14 protein-coding genes and 1 tRNA gene are annotated in these 18,821 nt (G+C 47.1%); 12 read left to right on the forward strand and 3 right to left on the reverse strand.

Going from position 1 to position 18,821, the window contains the following annotated elements; all coding sequences use genetic code 11:
- The first annotated feature begins 60 nt into the window (after positions 1–60).
- Positions 61–133: transfer RNA gene (locus ACIDITHRIX25_RS000000100580), tRNA-Arg, on the forward strand.
- Between the two features lie 39 nt (positions 134–172).
- Here the strand turns inward: ACIDITHRIX25_RS000000100580 and ACIDITHRIX25_RS000000100585 are convergent.
- Both ACIDITHRIX25_RS000000100585 and ACIDITHRIX25_RS000000100590 read right to left on the reverse strand, forming a co-directional pair.
- The gene (locus ACIDITHRIX25_RS000000100585; protein WP_201731945.1) at positions 173–355 is read right to left on the reverse strand and encodes a hypothetical protein; all 183 of its coding nucleotides are present in this window, start codon (positions 353–355) and stop codon (positions 173–175) included.
- Positions 356–1,137: 782 nt separating this feature from the next.
- Entirely contained in the window at positions 1,138–1,797 is a 660-nt protein-coding gene (locus tag ACIDITHRIX25_RS000000100590; RefSeq protein WP_201731946.1) for an NADPH-dependent F420 reductase, read from the reverse strand.
- A gap of 570 nt (positions 1,798–2,367) precedes the next feature.
- Between ACIDITHRIX25_RS000000100590 and ACIDITHRIX25_RS000000100595 the strand changes: the two genes are divergently transcribed.
- A complete protein-coding gene (locus ACIDITHRIX25_RS000000100595; protein ID WP_201731947.1) occupies positions 2,368–3,777 on the forward strand; it encodes an NAD-dependent malic enzyme in 1,410 nt (469 codons plus the stop codon).
- 315 nt (positions 3,778–4,092) lie between these two features.
- On the opposite strand, the gene ACIDITHRIX25_RS000000100600 is transcribed toward ACIDITHRIX25_RS000000100595, so the two are convergent.
- The gene (locus ACIDITHRIX25_RS000000100600) at positions 4,093–5,262 is read right to left on the reverse strand and encodes a universal stress protein (RefSeq protein ID WP_201731948.1); all 1,170 of its coding nucleotides are present in this window, start codon (positions 5,260–5,262) and stop codon (positions 4,093–4,095) included.
- 570 nt (positions 5,263–5,832) lie between these two features.
- On the opposite strand from ACIDITHRIX25_RS000000100600, the gene ACIDITHRIX25_RS000000100605 reads away from it, so the two are divergent.
- From ACIDITHRIX25_RS000000100605 to ACIDITHRIX25_RS000000100650, 10 genes are all read left to right on the forward strand, one after another.
- Positions 5,833–7,335: a sensor histidine kinase gene (locus ACIDITHRIX25_RS000000100605; protein WP_201731949.1), complete on the forward strand. Its 1,503-nt coding sequence runs from the start codon at positions 5,833–5,835 to the stop codon at positions 7,333–7,335.
- Entirely contained in the window at positions 7,325–8,038 is a 714-nt protein-coding gene (locus ACIDITHRIX25_RS000000100610; RefSeq protein ID WP_201731950.1) for a response regulator transcription factor, read from the forward strand. The genes ACIDITHRIX25_RS000000100605 and ACIDITHRIX25_RS000000100610 overlap by 11 nt, the downstream gene beginning before the upstream one ends.
- A gap of 145 nt (positions 8,039–8,183) precedes the next feature.
- The gene (gene kdpF / locus ACIDITHRIX25_RS000000100615) at positions 8,184–8,270 is read left to right on the forward strand and encodes a K(+)-transporting ATPase subunit F (protein ID WP_152626096.1); all 87 of its coding nucleotides are present in this window, start codon (positions 8,184–8,186) and stop codon (positions 8,268–8,270) included.
- Positions 8,270–9,958, forward strand: a complete 1,689-nt coding sequence (kdpA, locus tag ACIDITHRIX25_RS000000100620) for a potassium-transporting ATPase subunit KdpA (protein WP_201731951.1) — start codon at positions 8,270–8,272, stop codon at positions 9,956–9,958. Before kdpF ends, kdpA begins: the two co-directional genes overlap by 1 nt.
- The gene (gene kdpB / locus ACIDITHRIX25_RS000000100625) at positions 9,958–12,015 is read left to right on the forward strand and encodes a potassium-transporting ATPase subunit KdpB (protein WP_052606465.1); all 2,058 of its coding nucleotides are present in this window, start codon (positions 9,958–9,960) and stop codon (positions 12,013–12,015) included. Before kdpA ends, kdpB begins: the two co-directional genes overlap by 1 nt.
- A complete protein-coding gene (locus ACIDITHRIX25_RS000000100630) occupies positions 12,016–12,549 on the forward strand; it encodes a potassium-transporting ATPase subunit C (protein WP_201731952.1) in 534 nt (177 codons plus the stop codon). It abuts the gene before it with no gap.
- 156 nt (positions 12,550–12,705) lie between these two features.
- Complete coding sequence (locus tag ACIDITHRIX25_RS000000100635; RefSeq protein ID WP_201731953.1) at positions 12,706–13,383, forward strand: nitroreductase family protein; 678 nt, start codon at positions 12,706–12,708, stop codon at positions 13,381–13,383.
- Between the two features lie 1,818 nt (positions 13,384–15,201).
- Entirely contained in the window at positions 15,202–16,899 is a 1,698-nt protein-coding gene (locus tag ACIDITHRIX25_RS000000100640) for a glycosyltransferase family protein (RefSeq protein WP_201731954.1), read from the forward strand.
- Between the two features lie 48 nt (positions 16,900–16,947).
- Entirely contained in the window at positions 16,948–17,403 is a 456-nt protein-coding gene (locus ACIDITHRIX25_RS000000100645; protein ID WP_201731955.1) for a hypothetical protein, read from the forward strand.
- A gap of 551 nt (positions 17,404–17,954) precedes the next feature.
- Positions 17,955–18,785, forward strand: a complete 831-nt coding sequence (locus tag ACIDITHRIX25_RS000000100650; protein ID WP_052606844.1) for a maleylpyruvate isomerase family mycothiol-dependent enzyme — start codon at positions 17,955–17,957, stop codon at positions 18,783–18,785.
- Positions 18,786–18,821: the final 36 nt, after the last annotated feature.

Here is an 18,821-nt window from a genome sequence, read left to right on the forward strand (position 1 = left end):
CCATTCTTGATGAGTGTGCGCACTAAGTTGTCAATTCAACGATTAGGATATTTATCCGCTGCGCTCGTAGCTTAATGGATAGAGCATCTGACTACGGATCAGAAGGTTGGGGGTTCGACTCCCTCCGAGCGCGCGATCTTCCTCAATTGGCGATCCTGCCCTATCGCTGATCTCATAGGGCGATAAATTTAAACCAATGTAAATCCTGACTTTTGCTAGGGATAATCGTTATGAGACTCTGTTCTTCTTGGGTCCGCATCGCAGCAATAAGAGATCCTTGGTCTAAATCGCTACGCATGAGATCAGGCGGGTAGGATGCAATCGGAGCAGTCGGATCCGACACCGTCGTTGTCATTTTGAATGCCCTGGAGTTGATCCAGTTAGGCTGACTTGTTTCATTCATAGAGCGTACGTAGTGTTTAGAATTTCGAATCACCCTTCCTGTACCAAATGGCGACGATCCTATGTGGTACATAGATACCCTTCGACTCTGTGTGAATGAAGAGAATCATCGAATTGAACTCTAAGTTGCAAACCCGAACTAGAGAAACTCTCTTCTTCGGTTATCGATAGCATCCAGTTGGAGAGAGTTCGAGGCGTCAGGTCATCCATACAATCTCCACTTTTGCGCGAGGTCTCCATCGGTGCGCGTCGTTCCTGTTCGTTACGTGGCTGACATAGGCCGCTGTCGTAATCAAGGGGCATTGTCTTTTTGCGGTTTTGCCGTCTCACGCGTGCGTATAATTAGTTCTCGATCGTCACCGAAACTAAGGTGATCGTCACCGATACTTGAGACTGTCTCCATTTGCTTTCGTTGGTCGCGTCCCTAGCGATACAGTGAATCTTCGACGTTTGTGAACTCTAAAGATACCTACTTCTTTTTCGCTACGAACAGAATCAATTACCTAAGTGGCCGCCGTTTCCTTCAACTTTAATGAGGAGCTTCTTATGTCGATTACCATAGTGACACCTGATAATTCGCACCGTCTGCTCAATTGCTAGGTGTTTTCTAAATCTGAGTAACTTCAAAAGGAACAATTGAGCCGTCAAATAGCCAAATTCCCGACGCACATTGACGCTAAGTGCTTAGAAGTTTTTATAAGACGGCTCAGGCGAGCTTGGATAATAAAGAAAAAATTAGTTTCGGAAGTGTTCGGGACGCTCCCTGGGTGCCTGGGATAGCGCCTCGGTGACACCTTCGATTCCAAGGTCAGCGCCATAGACGGGAGTTCCTGGTTGTTGTCGCCACGATTCTGCTAATGGACCAGCATCTACAGCATCGAAGCCCAACTCATCAATGAGTGCTATGACCATCTTTTTAGCAGCTTGGTCGTCACCTGCAACTGGCAATGCTATGCGACCAGGTGTCCCCGCAGGGAGGTGGCGATCCAAGAGATGTTGTGAGTAGATCCCGTTAAATGCCTTGATCACGCTATGGCCAAGGTGGCGCTCGACCCAAACGCTTTCAGGTTCTCCATCTTCTATCTCGGCTATCAGCCCATCGCGCTCTTTTGGATAGTAGTTTCCAGTGTCAATCACCGCAACGGCTTTGGGTACGTTTTGAAAGAGTGTCGGTGGTAGGTCTGGAATCCGCTTCTGTGGGATCGTTACGATGATAAGTTCTGCATCTGAAACGGCCTCGCTGGGGCTGCAAGCTAGTGCTCCAGTTTCTCCGGCAAGCTGACTCAGCGTTTCAGGTCCACGAGAGTTTGCAACTTTTACTACATGGCCGAGGGCGCTTAGCCTTTTAGTAAGGTTGCCACCAATATTTCCTGCGCCGATGATGCCTATTCTCATTTGGTACTCCCTTTAAGTGCTTTCAGTATTTCCAGCGTTATTCACCTGGTCATTATTCCGAATCGATCTCGCAGTTGCATCTTCTCGGAGTGGTTAGTCTGTGTCGAATTGATCTCGCCGTTTTCTTTTGTTCGGTCAGGATCTAGGAAAAAGATAGATTTTCCCCTCTGGTTAGTCCTTGTGTGATAGCTGGTTTGGCTGTCGACCCGTTGATGGTTGTCTCGAGGTTGAAGGTCAGATTGCTCATCGACATTTTGGCTGCTTTGAGGTTAATATTTTTACTTTCCGATCTCGGATTTGAATTGTGGATACGTAATTGACGCTGGAAGTGCTGCTTTGGGAGATTACGACTTCGAGGGAGTTCAAATGGCTAGGATGTTGATGTCTGAGCTTTATTGAAGCTGTCAGGAAAACCGATATTATATCTTCAGTTTGCGACTTGTAAATCTGTGGATTAAAATAATGAAGAAGTTCTATTTGTCTTTTCCCCAAAAACGATCAAAGTAGATCGTTGAGGGCTTGCTTTCATGGATAGGAAGGGACACTTAGGCATGAGGGGCGGATATTTTTATGGGTGCAAGTCCAAGCGCATCGTTTTCAGTAACAATACGAGTCGAGATAGCAAATGCACGACTTGTCGGAGTTGTAACCGCGAATATAAGTGAAGCCGGTGGCGCGATAACAGCTCTTGATATGATTGAACCCGGTCCTGAGACGCTGGTAGTCGACATCACAGTGAACGCTGAAGACGAGGTGCATTCCACAAAGCTACGGGATCTGGTTGATTCGATTCCAGGAGTTACGGTTCGTGCAATGAGCGATCGGACTCTTCTGCTTCACCTAGGTGGAGTTCTGGGAACTATGTCTAAAGTCCCGCTCAAGACCAGAGAAGATCTCTCAATGGCCTATACCCCAGGTGTAGCTCGGGTCTGTCTGGCAATTGCGAAGGATCCTAGTGCGGCAAGGAATCTTACGATAAAGCGAAATTCGGTGGCGGTTGTCACCGATGGATCAGCGGTTCTTGGCCTTGGTAATTTGGGTCCGGCTGCTGCTCTGCCAGTGATGGAAGGCAAAGCAGTTCTCTTTAAGCGATTTGCCGACGTCGATGCTTGGCCAATTTGTTTGGCGAGCCAAGATGTGGATGAGATAGTTCGAGCGGTTGAACTTATTGCGCCTGTCTTTGGCGGGATAAATCTTGAAGATATCTCTGCTCCTAGATGCTTTGAAGTTGAACGTCGACTTCGTGAATCGCTCGACATTCCTGTTTTTCACGACGATCAGCACGGTACGGCAATTGTAGTCCTCGCGGCCATTCTGAATGCCCTGAAGGTTGTGGGCAAGAAACTCAAAGATGCCAAGATCGTTGTTGTTGGCATTGGTGCGGCTGGTGTGGCGATATCTACCCTTCTCTTGGCCGAAGGGGTGGGAGATCTGATAGCAGTTGATAGAACAGGGATCTTGGATCCATCTGATAAAAACTTAGACGAACAGCGCTTGCATATAGCAAGGGCCTCTAATCCAAATAGAGTCACAGGGGATCTATCCGATGCAATTGTCGGTGCTGATGCGATAATTGGAGTCTCGGGTAAGGGTTCGATTCAAGAATCTCATCTTTTGAAGATGGCAAGCTCTCCAATAGTATTCGCTCTGGCAAATCCGGATCCGGAGATCGATCCAGTTATCGCCCGGAGACACGCAGCAATAGTGGCTACTGGTCGCAGTGACGAGCCGAATCAAATTAATAATGTGCTTGTCTTTCCCGGATTTTTCCGGGGACTATTGGATGTTGGAGCGCGTTCAATTACTCCTCAAATGGAGATCGCGGCGGCACGAGCGCTGGCGGGGATAGTCGGTGACGAGGAGCTCTCGGCTGCTTATATCGTTCCGACGGTCTTCAACCCAGCCGTCACTAAGGCGATAGCAGATGCGATTCGATCGACGGTTCGACCAGAACACAGCGTCGTTCATCGCCAAAGTTGATGCTTTTTGTTCTTGGTTGGTGTTGCATATTCTTCTGGATTGATCCACGATTGATGGACTTTGAGCCGATTTGAGCCGAGAGCTGAATCTAGCATAATATTCAAGGCTTCGACAACCATAGCGGTGGATGACAACATGTCATTATCCTTGGGGCGGAAATATAATCGGTTTTTGGATGACTGGGAGTTGGCCATAACGAAGTCTCAGTGTGCTTTATCGATTAACAACTATCGTACTAGTTGATGAGAAGCCAATTTGTTTTGATTTGCTATTTACTGTAGTGCGAAGCCTCGACTTTGAAGGCGTTAGGTGCGGCTAGCTCTCTGTTAGTTCGTTCAACGTAAAGTCTCCGTTAGGGGAGTCCCTGTGACGAGCGATTATGTGGACATCGATTCCTTGGTTGCCTGCGTTATCCATTATTTTGGTGAGTATGGAGTTTCCAAGGCGTCTTTTCCATTTATTTTGACGAGTAGCGCCGAGTACGATCTGGGTTACCTTGGCGCTTAGGGCAAATTCAACAATTCCCTTTGCTACGTCGTCCTCGTAGAGGTCTTGCCATCTGGCATCAAGTTTTTCGCACTCGTTTTTTAGGACGTCTAGGTCGCTGCCATTAAGATTTGCGTCTGCGGACTTGATGTGAACCACCATTAGTTGTGTTTTGGCTCTCTGGGCCATCCTGGCCGCGCGATGTAGCACGAACGATGATTCAGGCGCACCGCTCACCGCCACCATGATTCTCTCTGAGGTCTCCCATCGCCCGGGTATTTTGATCTTTCGCAGATAGTCAAGCATCTCTTCCTCGGTTTCGTCGGCGACGAATCTGAGAGCAATGTCTCGTAGTGCTGAAAGATTTTCGAATTTGAAGAAGTGGGTGAGTGCGGATTCAATCTTTTCTTGGGGGTAAATATTGCCATGTAGGAGGCGGCGTCGAAGCGACTCTGGCGAGGAATCTACTAATTCGATCTGGTCGGCGTTTCTTACCACCCAGTCTGGAACTCGCTCTGCAACTTTGGCACCAACGATCTCCTCGACAGCGGCTGCGATTGATTCAAGGTGCTGGATATTAACTGTAGTAATCACGGAGATTCCGGATTTTAGAAGAATCAGTATGTCTTGGTAGCGTTTTTCGTTTGTGGAGGATTCAGGCACATTGGTGTGCGCCAACTCATCCACCAAGACAACTTCAGGCGCTCTAGCTAATATGGCGTCTAAATCCATTTCTTGAAAGGTGCTACCCCTATAAGAGATGGTTTTTCTCGGTATGATCTCAAAGTCGAGGGTTTTCTCTAAGGTAAAGGGACGCTTATGCGTTTCAACGAATCCCACCACCACGTCGGCCCCTCGGCTTTTCCTGCGAATGCCTTCTTCGAGCATGGCTACTGTTTTACCGACTCCCGCTGCTGCGCCAAGATAGATTCTGAACTTTCCTGCAGGCTCTACGAAGGAATTTTCTGTATCCGTATCGGAAAACGGCGTTTTCTCCATCTCGATCGTCTCCTTGTTGAAAATTTCAATTGTAGATAATTGACTCATTGCGAAAGGTTCTCTGGTCGACAATACCACGGTTGATCGAACAAGAGCGCAAACCCCGTCTGGAAGGGCGGGGTCGAGCGACCTTTATTGCGCTCCCAAAATAAAACCATCACACCCTCGGCGTATAATATAGGTATGAGTATTCGTGAGGCATTGTACCCATAAGAACAGGAACTGCCCGTTCTTGTTCGGCACTGCCTCGATGCTCGCCATGTTCAGATGCTCGCCATGTTCAGATGCTCGCCATGTATGGAACCTAGCTCCAGAACAACGCAATCTATGGAAACCAAAGAGAGCCCAGAAGATTATCTACAATACCTAAGCGCACGAAGTAGCTCGATTCTCCAAGGAAACCTGGCTCAACGAAGAATCGTCTATTGTCTACCTAGACACAGCCAGAGCGACCCAGTGAAGCGCACCACCACGCCTAAAGCTGCCTAAGCAGCTTAGGAAGCCCTTTCCGTAAGGGCGCGCGGGGAGGATGTCATTGTAAGACCGTTGTTCATGTATTAGGATCACTATGTGGCATATGATTCATCTAAAGAATTTGCCAGGGGCATCGGCGGCGTCTTAGTAGCAACGATTATCTTTGGCGTGCCTCTGTTTTTTATTCGAGGCTCTATCAGCGTTGCTACATCAGCCTTGGTCTTTGTTGTTCCGGTGGTAATCGGGACCGTAATTGGTGGCTTTAGGGTAGGGGTTATTGGCGCTGCCATTGGGTTTTTGGTCTATGACTTCTTTTTCATACCCCCTTTTTACACCCTGTCGGTCGGTGCTGATCAAAACTGGATTGCACTTGGCGTCTACGTGGTGGTTGTTTTGGTTGTTTCGCGAGTGGTATCTAATCTTGGCGAGGCGAGGGCGATCTCGTTGCGAGAGAGTTCGATCAACCTTCGGCTGTTTGAGCTTTCACAGATGCTTATCGGCGACAAGTCTTTGTCGGACCTAGCTAATTCGATCGCACTAAACCTCTGTGACGCTTTTATCTTGGAGTTCGTAGTAATATTAGTCGAAAATTCGGGAGCCCTAGAGCCCATTGCAGTGGTTGGGAAGATTGATGTTGCGATTCTCCTGGAGCAGTTTAAGGCCGATAACGACCATTTGATGCAGAATTTGGATCTTGGACCTAACAGTGAGTTGAACGTCGATAGGTTATTCGCGATTGCGCTCACTGTCCAAGCTAAACCAGTTGGGATTCTGGTTGTGAAATTTAAATCTGCCAAGCGAGAGGACCTTAGAATTCTAAATACCTTTGCGAATCAAGCCGGTCTGGCGTTGAACCATGCCCGCTTGGCCCAAGAGGCAAAGCACGCGCGTATGATGGCTGAGTCGCAGAGGTGGCAACGTGCACTCTTGGGTACCGTTTCGCACGACCTGAGGACCCCTCTGACAGCAATAAAAGCATCTATTTCCAACCTAAGAGATCCATGTCTAGAGATTGAAGCTGCTGATCGAGATGAGCTTTTTAGAATGATTGAAGCCCAAGCGGACCGCCTCAGTCGTCTTGTTGTGAATCTGTTGGATATGTCACGTCTAGAGGCTGGTGCGTTAGAGCCAAGATTTTCCCCAGTCGAGATCGATGTTCTAATCGAAGAGGGAATCGACTCTCTTATGCTCACAGGTGAATTGAAGGAATCGATCGAGATTTTCATTTCACCCGAGGTGCCCGATGTTATGGCAGATCACACTTTAGTGGCTCAAGTGGTGGGAAATCTACTCGATAATGCGATTCGCCATTCTCCAGCTAATAGTGTAGTTGACGTGGCAGCCCGTCTTCAAGATGGTCGAGTCTTGATCGAGATACGCGATCGGGGTCCTGGAGTTGACAAAGAGGACGAGTCGGCGATCTTTCGCATGTTTGAACAGCGACTAAACGGGGGGCGGGCAGGTATCGGCCTGGCAATTGCTAAGGCATTTGTAGAAGCCCACGGTGAGAGAATCTCTGTGCGGAACGCTCCAGATGGCGGAGCCATATTTTTCTTTACCTTAGCGATAGCACCAATGGAGACGATCCATGAACTCTAACCCATCGATACTCGTGATCGATGATGATCCAGCTCTAAGAAAAGTTTTAGAGATTGGTTTGAGCGGAAGGGGTTATCGGGTGAGGCTCGTGGGCGAAGGCCATCTCGGAGTCATGTCGGTCATAGACAGTCCACCGGATGCGGTTATCTTGGATCTTGGATTGCCAGATCAAGATGGTGTTGAAGTTTGCAGTACGATCCGAAGTTTTAGTGACGTTCCTATTATTGTGCTCTCTGCTGTTCATGATGAGCTCAAAAAGGTAGCTGCCCTAGACAATGGAGCCGATGACTATGTGACTAAGCCATTTGGCATGGCCGAACTTGCCGCTCGATTGAGGGTCTCTCTTCGTCACCGTCAGATCAGAGGAAACTTTGATGATGCTTTTTCGTCCATCGAGATTGGAAATATTTTAATTGACTTTGCCGCCTCGCAGGTGCAGGTAAAAGGCGTTGAGATCGACTTGACGCAAAAGGAGTTCGCCCTGCTTTCAGCTTTAGCTCGCAACGTCGGGAGAATCTACACCCATCGGCAACTCCTCAACGACGTTTGGGGTGAAGGATATTTTGATGAAATTAACTATTTGAGAGTTTATGTAAATAGACTTCGTCAAAAACTCGGTCAAGATGGCTCTTTGATCCGAACCAGAGCCGGAATCGGATATCAGATGGTGGAATCTGATGATGATAGCAATGGAATTAATTAATTATTGATATCTAGAGCCCTGCCTTTTAGGGACCATTAACACTCCATTCCTTATCATTAGCTCCTATGGTTGATCTTTATTTTTTAGCGTCGATGGTCGTGACTGCGGTAGTTTTCATTCTTGCCGTAAAAGGACTGGAGAACGCATGAGTGTAAATCTTGTACTTCTGGTTGGATCCATAGCTATCTTTGGCTATCTTTGCTATGCCCTTTGGCGTCCGGAGCGATTTTAATGAATATCGCACTTACTATTTTGGCACTTTTGATTGTCCTTGGAATTTCCTGGAGGTATCTTGGCTCTTATTTAGAGGCGGTTTTTGAAGGCCGGGTTAAATTTCTCTCCTTTATCGAGCGTCGGTTTTACAAATTATTAGGTGTCGATCCCGAGGCAGAGCAAAGCTGGCAGAGCTATGCCCGGTCCTTGATTATCTTTAGCGTTCTTTCGATTGCATTTTGCTATGGGATTCTTCGTCTTCAAGCACACCTGCCCCTGAACCAGTCGCATCTGCCTGGCGTTCCACCAGCACTTGCCTGGAACACTGCTGTTTCGTTTATTACGAATACGAACTGGCAGAACTACGCCGGTGAAACCACAATGACCTATCTGTCGCAGATGATGGCTTTGGTCGTTCCGCAATTTACCTCGGCTGCCGTTGGCATTGCTGCGGCTATTGCGCTGTCTCGTGGATTTTCTCGTAAATTGTCTAAGACTATCGGTAACTTTTGGGTGGACATAACCCGTGTAATAATTTATGTGCTTTTGCCGGTAGCCTTCATTGCAGCGATTGTCTTTATGGGCCAGGGTGCCGTTCAGACCTTTTCTCATTCGGTTACCATTCGAAATGCGGCAACTGGGTTCAAGCAGACAATTCCGTTGGGACCAGTCGCTTCCCTGGAGACAATCAAGCAATTTGGCACCAATGGTGGTGGCTACTTCAATGCTAACGGCGCGCATCCATTTGAAGATCCGACTGCCATGACTGCGTTTTTGTCGGTAGTTCTGATCTTGGCTATTCCCGTCTCCTTGACTTACACCTTTGGCAAAATGATCAAGCGCAAGCGTACCGGATTGCTGCTTCTAGCAACCATGGCGTTTTTCTTCTTTGTGAGTCTCGGCGTTGCGACGGTGGCGGAAAAGGCTCCATCGCCTGTTATGTCAGCAGCGACCCACGGGCAGGTAGTCCATGCTTTTGAGGGTAAAGAGTCTCGGTTTGGTATCTTTGATTCGGTTCTTTACGACGTGGCTTCCACCCAAACCTCTACAGGAAGCATCAATTCCCAGCTGGATTCATATTCACCGGTTGGAGGCGCAGTTGCTCTAGGCGGAATGATGCTTGGAGAGGTCTCTCCGGGTGGTGTTGGAAGCGGTCTATATACGATTCTTGCCTTTGCCATTGTCACGGTCTTCATTGCTGGATTGATGGTTGGGCGTACGCCAGAATTTCTCGGTAAAAAGATTCAAGCTAAGGAGATCAAACTCGCCAGCATAGCTGTTTTGATAATGCCGATTGTGGTGCTTGTGGCAACAGCAATCGCAGTTTCTGTACCAGCTGGTCGGGCGGGTCCCCTAAATGCGGGTCCCCACGGATTTAGTGAGATCTTATATGCCATTACGTCCCAGGGGAATAATAACGGATCGGCCTTTGGTGGATTATCTGGGAACACCGCCTTTTATAACATCATCGGTGGAGTGGTGATGTTGCTTGGACGTTTTGGTGTGATGATCCCCGTCTTGGCACTATCAGGCTCTCTTGCGGCAGCTCCGATCGTCGGCGAGACCGATGGAACTCTAAAGACGGATTCATTTCTCTTTGGATCATTACTTGTAGGAGTGATCGTGATCGTAGGCGCCCTGAGCTTTTTCCCAGTTCTATCGCTCGGTCCTATTGCTGAAGCATTGTCACATGGAAGGCTTTTCTAGTGGAAACTACGACCAAGGGGCCAGAAGCCTCTTCAAAAGAGAAAAAAACAGCTGGTAAAGGAATCATCGACAAGGCGATCCTTCGAGATGCCCTAAAGGGAGCATTTACTAAGCTGCATCCAAAGGTACAAGTTCGCAACCCGGTTATGTTCGTGGTGGCGGTTGGAACTGTGATCTCGATCTATGAGAGCATAAAATCACCTTCAATCTTTACTATCTCGGTTACGGCATGGCTTGCGTTGACAGTTCTTTTTGCCAACTTCGCTGAGGCGGTGGCAGAGGGACGCGGGAAAGCCCAGGCAAATACCCTTCGCTCGATGCAAACCCACACTGATGCTCGACGCATCGATGATAAAGGGGTTGAGACTCGAGTAAGCACTGCTGAATTGCGACGAGGTGATTTTGTCGTTTGTGAAGCCGGAGATGTGATCCCGTCTGACGGTGAGATCGTCGAAGGTGTCGCGAGTGTCGACGAGTCCGCAATTACAGGCGAATCGGCGCCGGTTATCAGAGAATCAGGAGGCGATCGGTCGGCGGTAACGGGAGGCACCTTGGTCTTGTCAGACCGAATAGTGGTTGAAATTACGGCCGAGAAGGGCAAGACTTTTCTTGATCGGATGATCTCACTGGTGGAAGGCGCTTCGCGTCAAAAGACGCCGAATGAGATAGCGCTTACTATTTTGCTTGCTGCGTTGACTATCATTTTTATCCCGGTAACTGTTACCCTTTATAGCTTTGCAAGTTTTGGACATGCCACTGTATCGGTAGTCGTTCTTGTCGCGTTGACAGTCTGTCTCATTCCAACTACGATTGGCGCGCTGTTATCAGCTATCGGAATCGCTGGAATGGATCGGCTAGTTCAAAAAAACGTACTTGCCACTTCAGGTCGAGCCGTCGAAGCCGCCGGTGATGTCTCTACGTTATTGTTAGATAAGACCGGAACTATAACTCTAGGTAACCGAATGGCTGCCAACTTTTATCCAATGGACGGCGTCGACGAGCAGGAGCTAGCTCTAGCTGCCCAGTTGTCTTCGCTTGCTGATTCAACGCCAGAGGGTAGATCGATAGTAGTTCTTGCCAAGGAGAAGTTTGGCATTAGAGGACAGACCATGGGGGACAATCATATCTTTGTTCCGTTCTCGGCTTACACGAGGATGTCAGGAGTTGATATCGGGGACCGAATGGTTCGTAAAGGTGCTACCGAAGCGGTTAAAGCATTTGCGGTTAGTCGCGGCGGAACAGTAACACCCCAGGTGGACCAGTTGTCCGATCGAGTCTCGAGCCATGGTGGAACGCCGCTTTTGGTCTTGGATGGAAACAGAATTCTCGGAGTTATCGAGCTCAAGGATACAGTAAAAGATGGGATTAAAGAGCGCTTTGCCCAGCTAAGGGCGATGGGCATCCGCACAGTAATGATTACTGGGGATAACCCAATTACCGCTGCGGCAATAGCAGCAGAGGCAGGTGTGGATAGCTTTTTAGCCGAGGCTACGCCTGAGCGTAAGATGGAGTTGATAATCTCAGAACAGGCTGGCGGAAAGCTTGTAGCGATGACTGGTGACGGGACTAATGATGCACCAGCGCTCGCTAAAGCCGACGTAGGTGTGGCCATGAATAGCGGAACCAATGCCGCTAAAGAGGCCGGCAACATGGTGGATCTTGATTCAAATCCGACCAAGCTCATCGACATAGTTGAAATTGGAAAGCAGCTTTTGATAACTCGAGGTGCGCTCACTACCTTTTCGATTGCGAATGATGTAGCAAAATATTTCGCTATCATTCCGGCTCTCTTTGTGGCTCGTTTCCCGGGACTGAAGGCCCTGAATATCATGGCTCTTCACTCACCGACCTCAGCTGTTTTATCTGCTGTGATCTTTAATGCCATTATTATCATCGTGCTCATTCCATTGGCGTTACGTGGAGTTCGATTCAAGCCAGCGAGTGCCTCGCACCTCCTTCGAAGAAATGTGATGATCTATGGCGTGGGTGGATTGATACTTCCATTCATTGGTATCAAGTTGATCGATTTGATCTTAGTTTTTACGAGGTTGTACTAGATGTTGAATGCAGTTCGTCGTTCTGTTATTTTCTTGATCGCCTTTGGGGTTCTTCTGGGGCTTATTTATCCTGTTAGTTTGGCCCTGATAGGAAGTGGACTTTTTGGCTCGAAGGTTACCGGTCAGATCCAAAGCAGTGGCTCACCCCTTATAGGACAGAGCTTTACTGGCCCTACTTGGTTCCATGGAAGACTTGGGAGCTACAATGCGATGGCAAGTGGGGGTACCAACTATGGCCCACGTTCGATCCTTCTGCGCAAGGAGGTGTCAGCGGCCTACGCCTTCTATCACTCTCATGGGGTCAATCCGACATCGCAGCTGGTTACATCCTCTGCTAGCGGTCTCGATCCTTCCATCTCAGTTAATTCTGCCTTGGTGCAGATACCTATGGTGTCAGCGGCCCGAGGCATTGCACCGTCGGCACTTAGGCGATTGATCCTGAGTCAGCAAAGTGGGCGTGACTTTGGATTCTTGGGAGAGAACACGGTCAATGTGTTACGTCTGAATCAATCTCTTCTAAAGCTGGCCAAATAGCATCCATAACACGGGATGAGACTCAGCCATTTTGAAGGGCTTATGTAGATCTAAAAAAGCAGCAGCGTGGTGACCTTGTAATTTGAGAGATCCACGCTACTGCTTTAGCAATGATAAAGCTTGGGCGTATCTTATAGCTGGGTGTAAGATCAAGATATGGAATTTGATCGAGTGGTTCGAACTACCGCAAGCGTAAGGGAGTTTGAAGATCGAGATGTAAGCGACGCCGATCTTTATGAGCTTTTAGAGCTAGCACGTTTCGCGCCCAGTGGTGGAAACCGTCAGGGATGGACGGTCCTTGTAATTAAAGATCGACAACTTCGCGAGAGTATTCGAGACTTATACGTTGAGGGTTGGGCTGAATACCAGGCTCACCAAAGGGTAGGTAAAGTACCTTTTGCCCCGATCGAGAATAGAAAATGGACTAAACCGGCAGTCGATTTGAGCATCGCCTTTGAGACACGTACACCTTTTTACTTTAGTGATAACTTAGATAAGGTACCGGTTCTTTTGGCAGTTTTTGTAGATATGGGTGCGCTTGCGGTTCTAGATAATGGCCTCGACCGCCAAAGCATCGTCGGTGGAGCCAGCGTCTATCCATTTGCCTATAACATCCTCCTAGCTGCGAATGCAAAAGGAATCGGAGGAGTTTTGACTACTACGCTATGTCGGCGTGAAGACCAAGTTGCTCGCCTTGTAAATATGCCAGGTTCATATGGGCTAGCCGCGCTCATTGCGCTTGGATATCCAAAGAAGAAGTTGACGAGCCTAAAGAGAGCTCCTGTAGAAGAGTTTACCTTTGTCGATCGATTTGATGGCGATCCCTTTAGATGAGTGAGCAATTCAACGTTATGGATTTAGGTAATCTCTGAAATAGGGGAAAGCTACTGTTGATCTATTGCTTGATAATCTTTGGCTCTTATAAAATACTTTGCCGATATCGATGGTCCATAGTGAGTTTGATCCAATTGCAACTTACTTCATCGATATCAAATAGCCACTTCAATCACTTCTAGATGCCTTCAATCGAGGCTGTTGGTTTCAGGAGACTGCATTTGTCTAGATAGTGCCAGCGTTATAGCTTATGATAGAGCCTTTAATGCTCAATAGAGCGGCTCTCGAGGTTGAGATTTTGATTTTCTGAGGGTCTCTATTCGTCTATTGAACTTTTAAGTTCAGATTTGATGATTTGCCTTTCGGTAATACGCTTGAAAAAACTCGAGCCAAGCACGTCAAATCCTATGGGTTGGCTCGACAGGAGGGAACTAGCATCGATTTTTAGACTCCACGCTGAAGTATATTGCTAAATCGTTTTTGATTAATTGTTACAATTCGCGAACCGGTCTAATTCTCGTTGAGTTTTGAGATCCTAGATCTATTCAGTAATTTTGGATCTATTGATGGAGTCCGACTGTGGATTGTCTCTGAGACTGGCGATTCGTTACCCACGATCGTTCTTGGTGCCATAGCGAAAGGGCCATTGAACTGGTGTTGGATGGCATAAAAATGATCCTTGAAGCGACGTTTCGAACTTTAATTTATCCTTAAGTCGCCTGGTTCTTGGAAGCGCCTTCGCGCTGGAACTTCATTTGGATCTCTTGGTGAACTGTTTGACTTCTTTTAGGTAGGCTCTAATAATTTATTAACATAGATCGCATATATTCGAGAATGTCGCTCAGTGGCATTCCATGTGCTTGAATTCTTTGCTTTAGTTAGCGCTAAGACCAAGGGTAGGTTTTGTTGTGAGCCGACTATTGAGAGCTGCTTCCTCGTTAGGTGTTGGCAAGTTTGTCTTTGCATAAATCACTACCATATCTGGGGTGAAAGATGATTCGGATGGTATGGGTCTGTGTTGGGTCGACTTGGAGAGCTGACGATTTGAGCTCTTTGATAAGTAATGCTTTGAGGAGTGTTGGCTAGCTCAGGAAAGTTGAATTATAAACCAGGTTGAGAGTGTCGATAATATGGCAGTCGCTTTCGGGTTAGTTTGACACTTGAATCTCTTGTGCTGATTTATTTGTGGCTAATTGTTCGAGCGGGGATTGTACGACATATGCTTTCGATCTGCGGGGACGTGTTTTAGGGCACTGGTTGCAGGTTATTTAGTTAAATTCACTTCTAGAGGATAAGTTCGCGATTTACGAGATATTTAGAGGTTCACTATTAGGACAAACTGACGAAGTTCATGGTGATAGGCGGAACGTAAAAGAAGGTAGATTCCCCGGATATATCTATGACATAATAGTTTGTTTTTTCGTTTTGCCACTTGCAATGATAGCTAACTATTGGCCCGTCATCGTGGGCACCAAAAGCTTGATAACAAATACCAATTGGCCTCAAGGGCCAGCGTTTGTGGGGGACCCTACTGCTGGTGGCCCTATAACTCAACCGATGGAAAGAGCAGTAACCCACGCTTGGGCGCATTTGCATCTACCTTTGATCTTGCCTTATCAGGGCTATGGTCTCAACTTGGCTGGAAACCAAGGGTCTCCCTGGTTCTTTCCCGAGATCCTGATTCATCTGCTATTTCCGTCTAATCCATCTCTCTGGCTTATACTCTGCCTCAACTTGTGTGCCATTGGCACATATTTACTATGTAGAGAGTTTGACTTAGGTAGGTTGCCATCCGCTTTGGGCGCATTGTTAGTTTGCATGAGCGGACCAATAGTTTCGAACTTGAACCTCGATATGTTTAACCCATTTATGGATTCGCTTTTCTTAGTGCTGGCAATCTCGCGAGTGATTCGCGCAAGGGGCAATCGAAGGGTTGGATGGCTACTGATTTTAGCCTTTTTGGTAAGCCAGTTATTTTTGTCGGGCTTCGATGAAGTGGTTCCACTTCTGGCCATCATGATCTTTTTTTTCATGATTGCGCTTTTGACAAAAAACGGGTATAAACTGCGCCATTCCATGGGGCTGGTAACTGCGATAATAATTAGCTGCATCCTTGGTTTGGTCGGATCGGCAATAGCTACCGCTTCTTTGTATGGTGCCATTTCAACGAGTGCTGCACTCCAGTCACCAAATGGATGGAAGCATCACTCGCCTATTTCATGGCTTGTAACTTTAGTGGATCCATGGTTCTTTGGGAAAGGCGTGATAGGCGGAATCTATCAGGGTACCTTTGCTGAGTGGGCGTGGGGAAACCCTATTCTCTGGTCACTGGCGGCTCTTGGAACAGTCGCAATTATCAAGGATTTGGTTTTATCCAGGGGGAAGTACCAACTCTGGCATCGAATTATTCTCGGCTTTGCACTCTTTGGCTTTCTGGCAGACTTCAACTTTGCCTATGTCGATGCACTATTTTCACTACCGATCCTACGGCTTATAGCACTTCCTAGGTTTTTGCCCTTTATGTGGTGGTTGCCGCTTGTGGTTCTTGCGGCGATCGGCTTTGAAGCTATTCGATCGGCAACTCAATTGGTAAGGGTATGTGGTTTTATATTTCCTTTGCTTTTTTATGTAGCTCTCGATCTATTCATACATGTGCAGGGCTCCAGGGCCTTTCCTGTTTTGACGGCTCCAGTTGTGGCCGCTTTTTCCAGTCAATTCATCTTCTATATTTTTTGTTTAGTTGGTTTAGTGATTGTTGTTCTTTTTGATCGTTTGGCTTGGTCGGAGATTTCTCTTGCTGGTTTGGTTGTCGTCTCTCTCTTTGTTTACCTTCCTAGGAATTTTTTTCCGACTCCTCAGGCCGTGGCGATGTCAGCGCCTATCGCGCGAGTCATCAAGAGCTCCAAATTTTCACATGCAATTTTTCTAGCGCCAGGTGATCTGCTTCTGCCTTCGGTCCTTGCGATGAATGACCTTTCAAGTATTCAAGGTTTGGGAATCTTTTTTCCTAAGGGATATGTAAATACTCTTAAATTGGAATTTGGAAATGCCCCGACGCACTCGTCGCTATCCCCGTTGTGGCCACTGGCGCCTTCGCTATATAACGTGGCAATAGACTATGGATCGCTGAAGTCTTTGAATCTGATGGGCGTCGGTGGTCTGATCCTAGGACAGAAGATGGCCACCTCCTATGAAGTGGTGGATAGTTCCCTTCCTGCCCCTTTTGGTAAGAATCGACAGGTTACAAGTGCACTTAGTGCGCTTCTAGGGGTTTACTATTCACGACCAGATTTGGGCGCGGCTTTTAATTTGGATTCGAGATCTATTTCGTTGTTGAAATGGGCGACGGGAATCTCAAGTGGCGATTCATCGTATTCGCGGCTTCACCCTAATCGAGAGATCTATTTGAAGGTGCTATCCCAAGAACAGAGCGATCCCAAGATCTCTCTCTTTACCTCTATTGACGTAGCTTCTCAATGGCAATATGGAGGATCCGTGACCTTCAATGGCGTTTGAAAGTTTATCTACTATTCGACTATATCGAATTTAAGTAGTCAACTCTTTGTGCCGACCGAGATTCGTCCTAGCGGCAATTCAAAGGCGCATCCGCTTATCTCAGGAGACACAACTGCATATGTTACCCAAAATGAGATCTCAAGAAATCATCTACCCAAAAGCCAGACAAATCAAGATCTGATTTTAACGTCGATTCATAAAGATACAGATCAAACCGTCGAATCGTTGGTGGCGAAAAGGCAGGGTTTCGTGGTTCTCTTCGATCAGGTTATGCCAGGTGAGCATGCTTTCGATAATGGAGTTCCAATTCCACTGATCACTACAGATGGTTTTTTAACGGGTCTTGTCTTACATAAGGGTGTAAATCACATTGTTTTGAATTACGTATCCCCATGGGTGATGGTAATTTTTTGGTTGGATCTTTCCTTGAATCTAATCCTGATTCTTGCTGGTGGCTATCTCGTTTTGTTCAAAAGATTCTTAATTGGTCGGCATCTTTTTTAGCAGCTGGATATTTTATCGTCAAAATTCCAAGACAGATAACCCGATGGGCGGATAATCGTCTCTATGCCAGCGGGCGGTCTGATTTTCGATCTTTATTTCTGTCATTTTGATCTATGAATTGCTTGAGTAATCAAGCTAAATATATTAGATCCCTTTGTAAATTTCGTGTTTTTGTTCACCTGAACTAGATGATTTTTATTTGCGTTTATTTAATTTCGGGTATGTGTCTAAAAATAGTTTAATTTGGAGGATCTTGTGGTTTTGTTTTGTCTGGCGGTTTTGCCCCTACGGCCCGGAAGGCAAAGTATTTTGGATCTGTGGCTTGATCTTCTTTTCGACATGGCTCCTGATAGGGATTATCAGTGGCGATTGACTGCTAGATGGCCAAGTCCTTTGATCGTTGGACTTTGAGGCTGATCATGTGATGGTGGCAATTGCAATTTGGTCCAGTGGGGGTATTCTAACTTTTACTGTGATAGATTCTTAAAAATGGCGACGTAATGACTGACTTGTCGTAGTGTTAAAGAGATGACATCGATTAGGGGTTCATTGTGCAATATTCATCTTCATTTATAATTTCTGCACTTGCTGAGACTTGGAACTCCCTTGGGGGTTATTGCCGTGAGTTAGGTGAAGAACAATGGATTGCGTTGTCGAACTGTCCAGGCTGGAGCGTAGGGGATATTCTTTCGCATATCGTAGGTACCGAAAGGAGTCTTCTCGGAGATCAAACTCCAGTGATGGACGACGATCAAGTTGGGTCGCACGTTAAAAATGAGATCGGAAGATCCAATGAGGCCTGGATAAAGTCACTAAGGTCTAAGTCCTCAGCCGAAATCTTAGATCAGTTTGAAAGTTGCGTCACCAAACGCTTAGAGGTGCTCGGTTCTATGACCGAGGAGGAGTTTTCGAAAGAGAGCTGGACGCCGATTGGCAAAGGTACCTATCGAGACTTTATGGTCATTCGGGTGATGGATTGTTTTGTCCATGAACAAGATATTCGAATATCCAGTGGCGGATCCTTTCTTGCACACGATAGATCAGGAAAGATTTCATATGATCAATTGGTCTCGGGTCTAGGATTTGTAGTTGGTAAGAAAGTCAAGGCCAAAGAGGGCACTCAAGTCCGCTTTGAGATAGAAGTTAACCCTGGTAATGTTGATACTATTAGGATTTTGATTCGCGATGGTCGCGCTGTGGTCGCGCGAGATGATGCCAAAGAGATCGATGACGCCTCGTTGACCATGACCTTTGAGGCATTTGTCTTTGCCGCTGCAGGACGCCTCAATGCCCATAGTTATTTAGAAGATGGAAGCGTAAAGATCGGTAGCGATAGTGAACTTGGGACGGCGGTCTATCAGAATTTAGGTTTTTTGATATGATCCATTCCACAATTGGTGACGGTGGCTTTGGTGATA

The sequence above is a fragment of the Acidithrix sp. C25 genome, assembly GCF_904848545.2.